This is a genomic window from Dialister sp., assembly GCF_051885895.1.
GTDB lineage: Bacteria > Bacillota > Negativicutes > Veillonellales > Dialisteraceae > Dialister.
On record NZ_JBJEXP010000028.1, the window covers coordinates 9309 to 14079 of the forward strand.

At 51.3% G+C, this 4771-nt stretch carries 4 protein-coding genes; all 4 read left to right on the top strand.

What is annotated here, in order from left to right; genetic code table 11:
• The first annotated feature begins 129 nt into the window (after positions 1 to 129).
• Positions 130 to 564 (top strand): signal peptidase II, encoded by a 435-nt coding sequence (gene lspA, locus ACI4N7_RS02205; protein ID WP_439731736.1) that lies wholly within the window; start codon positions 130 to 132, stop codon positions 562 to 564.
• Entirely contained in the window at positions 561 to 1487 is a 927-nt protein-coding gene (locus tag ACI4N7_RS02210; RefSeq protein WP_439731737.1) for an RluA family pseudouridine synthase, read from the top strand. The genes lspA and ACI4N7_RS02210 overlap by 4 nt, the downstream gene beginning before the upstream one ends.
• Positions 1487 to 2437 carry a P1 family peptidase gene (locus tag ACI4N7_RS02215; RefSeq protein WP_439731738.1) on the top strand — a complete coding sequence of 317 codons (951 nt, stop codon included), beginning with the start codon at positions 1487 to 1489 and terminating at the stop codon, positions 2435 to 2437. The genes ACI4N7_RS02210 and ACI4N7_RS02215 overlap by 1 nt, the downstream gene beginning before the upstream one ends.
• A gap of 302 nt (positions 2438 to 2739) precedes the next feature.
• Positions 2740 to 4599, top strand: coding sequence for an acyltransferase family protein (locus ACI4N7_RS02220; RefSeq protein WP_439731739.1), 1860 nt, complete (start codon positions 2740 to 2742; stop codon positions 4597 to 4599).
• Positions 4600 to 4771 lie beyond the last annotated feature (172 nt).

Sequence of the window (4771 nt, forward strand, 5' to 3'; positions counted from 1 at the left end):
GAGTTTTCATAGAGGTGGATGGGGGTATCCTCCCTCACGCCGAAGGCGTGTCAAAACCAGGAGCCCTCTGAATTCCCTGAACCTTCTGAACCTGTATCCATATGGTATAATACAAGGCAGGAGGATTTTATGACTGCGTTATTAACTGCTTTTTGCGTGACTGTACTGGACCAGCTGGTGAAATGGATTGTACAGAATCATATGGAACTGGGAGAAACCATACCGCTCATTAAAAATGTGTTCCATCTGACCTATATTATCAATCCCGGTGCTGCCTTTGGCATACTGCCTCATCAGGACTGGTTTTTCCTGGCCATAGTGGTTGTTCTTTTTGTGGCTTTTTTCCTGATGCGGAAAAAGATTCCGGAAAAGCCTTTGTATTTTCCTGCGGCAGTGGGCATGCTTCTGGGCGGCGCCCTGGGGAACGGCATAGACCGTGTCCGCATCGGAGGCGTGGTGGATTTCTTTGATTTCCGCATCTGGCCTATTTTTAATGTGGCGGATATTTTTATCTGCCTGGGTGTGGGCCTTATTGCTTTTTATTTTTGGAGACATAGTTCATGAATCAGATAACCTGCCATATTTCAGAAAAAGAGGAAGGGACGAGGCTTGACCGGGTCCTGCAGGACGCATCGGGTCTGACCCGTTCGGAAGTGCAGAAATGGATTAAGGAAGGAAAGGCCTTTCTTCTTCCGAATAAGATGATCCGTGCCAATTACCATGTGAAAGCAGGAGATGAGATTTCCTTTTCCTGGGAAGGGAAAAAGGAGCTGGAACTGGTGCCTCAGGACATTCCGCTGGACATCCTCTATGAAGATGAGGATATGATTGTAATCAATAAACCCAGGGGTATGGTGGTGCATCCGGGCTTTGGCAATCCGGACGGCACCCTGGCCAATGCGCTTCTCTTTCACTGCGGTCCTGGACTTCTCAGTGCCTGCGAGGATCCCATCCGCCCCGGCATTGTCCATCGGCTGGATAAGGATACTTCCGGCGTGATGGTGGCAGCCAAATCGGCCCGGGCATTTCCTGTGCTGAAGGAAGAAATCCGCGCCCATGAGGCCCAGCGCCATTATGTGGCACTGGTGCACGGACAGATGGAAGGAAATACGGGAGTCATCCGTCTTCCTCTGGGACGCAGCATTAAGGACCGCATGAAGTGGGATGTACAGCCTAAGACAGGGAAGCCGGCAGTAACCCATTACCGGGTCATGGAATTCATGCCCGGCTATTCCTGGCTGGAATTGAAACTGGAAACCGGCCGCACCCATCAGATCCGCGTTCATATGGCCCATATCGGCCATCCGGTGGTGAATGATCCCCTCTACGGCTGGAAAAAGGATCATTTCCCCATTGAAGGGCAGGCACTGCATTCATGGACCCTGGACCTGAAACATCCGATTACCGGGGAGGCTTTGCATTTTGAAGCCCCCATTCCGGAAGATTTAAAACTGTGCCTTTCTATGGCCAGAAAAGGAGATTACTGATGGAAACAAGGACACTCCATGTACCGGGATTTACCATTGGTACAGCAGAAAACAGGGAAGGACTTACCGGTGTTACCGTGATTCTTGCGCCGGAAGGAGGCGCTTCTGCCGGCGTTGATGTGAGAGGCTGCGCACCGGGCACCAGGGAGACAGACCTGCTGAGTCCTGAAAAAACCGTACAGAAAATCCATGGAGTGGTTCTTTCCGGCGGCTCTGCCTTTGGACTTGAGTCCGATTGCGGCGTTATGAACTATCTGGCAGAAAAGGGCGTTGGATTTCCGGTAGGAGACATTACGGTGCCCATTGTATGCGGTGCTGTGCTCTTTGATCTCGCCATTGGTGATGCCCATGTCCATCCCGATATCAAAATGGGCTACGAAGCGGCATCCAAAGCATCCGATACTTTTCCCGTGGGCTGCTATGGCGCCGGTACCGGCGCTTCCGTAGGAAAGCTCCGGGGCTTTGAACACGCCATGAAAAGCGGTGCCGGCTATGCGGAATTCGGACTGCCCGGCGGCTTGTATGTAGGTGCCTACATGGCAGTCAATGCCTGCGGGGAAATCTATGACAAGGATATTGTTCTGGCAGGTGCTCTGGCAGATGACGACCATGGTTTCATCTCTTCCCATGACCTGATGATGCATGGCTTTAAACGGCAGATGGGTACCAACACATCCATCGGCTGCGTTATCACCAATGCGAAACTGACAAAAGCGGAATGCAAAGCAGTGGCAGGCATGGCCCATGACGGCTACGCAAGGGCTATCCGTCCCGTACATACCACCATGGATGGAGATACGGTCTTTACTATGGCTTCCGGTACGGTAGAAGCACCGGTGGACACGGTGGGATACCTGGCAGAAGAAGCAATCCGCCTCGCCATTCTTGACGCTGTGAAGAGTGCTGAATCCATGGGCGGCAGACCGGCTTTTGCGGATATTGTAAAATGATATGAGAGTGATAAAGGAGACGCCCTCTGCAAAGGGGGTGTCTTTTTTTGAAAGGATTCTTACTTTTGAACATGAGGGTTGACGGGCCTTGGGCCCGAAGGCTCCGTCAGCCTTTTTTCTTTTTCGAACCCTCTGGATACATGAACCGTATATCTCCTTTTTTCCATGTGGAAAAGGGGATTTTTATATGGAAAAAGGGGAGAAAATGATATAAAATATAGGACGTTTACGAGAGGGCATACAGATCTGTATGCATGATCAAATCAAATTTCCGGAACTGTTTCCGGAAAGGAAGAAGAAAAATGGAAAACTATGACACTGCAGTGAAAGACACTGTTTCTGATACAAAAACGGGACCGTCCTCTGCCCGGGCAAAAAACGGAGGACAGCGTATTCCGGGGCTGGATGGACTCCGCACCCTGGCTATTGCAGGGGTGACCCTGTTTCACATGTTTCCCCATACCTTCCGGGGCGGATGGCTGGGCGTTTCGCTTTTCTTTGTGCTGACCGGTTTTCTTCTGGCCTATACAAGTGAAAAAAGCAGGGCAGCCCATTCTTTTTCCCTCCCTGCCTATGTATGGAAACGGATCAAGCGGATTTATCCTTCTCTCATCATTATGATTCTCATGACCGTGGGCCTGTATTCCTTCTTTGCGCCGGATATGATCCGGGCGGTCAGACCGGAGGTGGTTTCCGTACTTCTGGGAGTGAACAACTGGTGGCAGATCAGTGAAAGTGCAGACTATTTCACCCGGATTACCAGCCAGTCTCCCTTTACCCATTTGTGGTTTCTGGGCATTGAGATCCAGTACTACCTCTTATGGCCTCTGCTGTATGCTCTGTATCTGGGTGTTTCCAAACTTTTCAGCCCCGGAGCAGGAGCTGCTTTCTTCGGCCTGGCCGGTTTGGGCGCCATGGCAGTCATGCCTTTGGAATATGGCGAAGGCATGGATATGACAAGGCTCTACTACGGTACGGATACAAGAATCTATGCCCTTCTCCTTGGCGCAGCCTGGGGACTGTATGTGGCCCATCAGCCCTCCTCGAAGGAAAGCTCATCCCTGAAAAAAGGAATCATTTCCTTCCTCTATGTGCTCTGCCTTCTTCTGGCCGGGGCAGGCTACGTTCTCCTGGACGGACAGATGCCGGTGGTCTATGAATGGGCCATGAGCGCCTACACTGTGCTTTTCCTGCTCCTTCTGGCATGGACCGGTGACAGGAGCCTTCCTTTTGGCCGAATCATGGATAATCCTCTTTTCCGGTGGATCGGAAAATACAGCTATGGCATTTTCCTCTGGCAGTATCCTGTGATTTTCCTTTTCCGCTGCATGAAATGGGAAGACACCATGCCCTATGCCATGGAAGCGTTGGAATTTGTCCTCATTGTCCTTCTGGCCCTGTGGACCGATATCCTTACCCGCATCTTCTCCTTCCCGCTCCGCCGCGCCCTCCATCCCAGGAAGACCGTTCTCCAGGCAGTGGTGATTCTCCTCATTTCCCTTCCGGCCTTCCCCTTCATGGCCTATGGCTGCCGGGGTATCTGGAATTCTGCCGACACAAAGACAGCAGACATGGGAGAAATGAAAGAACGGTTTGCGGAAAACGAAAAAATGCTGGAAGAACAGTCTGTAGAAGCCCTTCCCGTGCAGGAGGAAAAGGAGCAGAAAGATCGTCCTGCCCTTGACCATGTAGCCTGCATTGGCGACTCCGTCATGCTGGGCTCCGCCATGGACATACGGGACGTACTGCCTGACTGCTATATTGATGCCAAAGTTTCCCGCTATGTAGGGGCCGGACTGGAAATCGCACAGAAAATCGATTCCATGGGGCTTCTGGGAAATACGGTGGTCATATCCCTCGGCACCAACGGCCCCCTGGACGGACAGTATGAAGAAGAAACAAAAGCCCTCCTGAACTATCTGGGGCCAAACCGCCACATTTTCTGGGTTACAGTCCACTGCCCGGCCACCGGCTGGCAGGACAGCAACAATGCCTATCTGAAACAGATTGCGGAACAGTATCCCAATGTGACCCTGGTTGACTGGCAGGCGGAAGTGACAAAACATCCCGAATGGCTCGGCGGCGACAATATCCATCCCAATAATGAAGGAACCAAAGCCTACGCAGGGCTTATCCATGATGCCATAGCGGCTAAAATGTGAGCGGGAGAATGGATTTGGATTGAATAACCGGTGCAGCAGAGAGCAATACAATTTCCTCTGCTGCACTTATTTTTATCCGGAAGTTCACATCCGGATGGTTTTTTCTATTTATAAAGCAGAGGGACGTAAAAGATCCGCAGAATGGAAAGACACCCTTTATAAATTCCCAAGA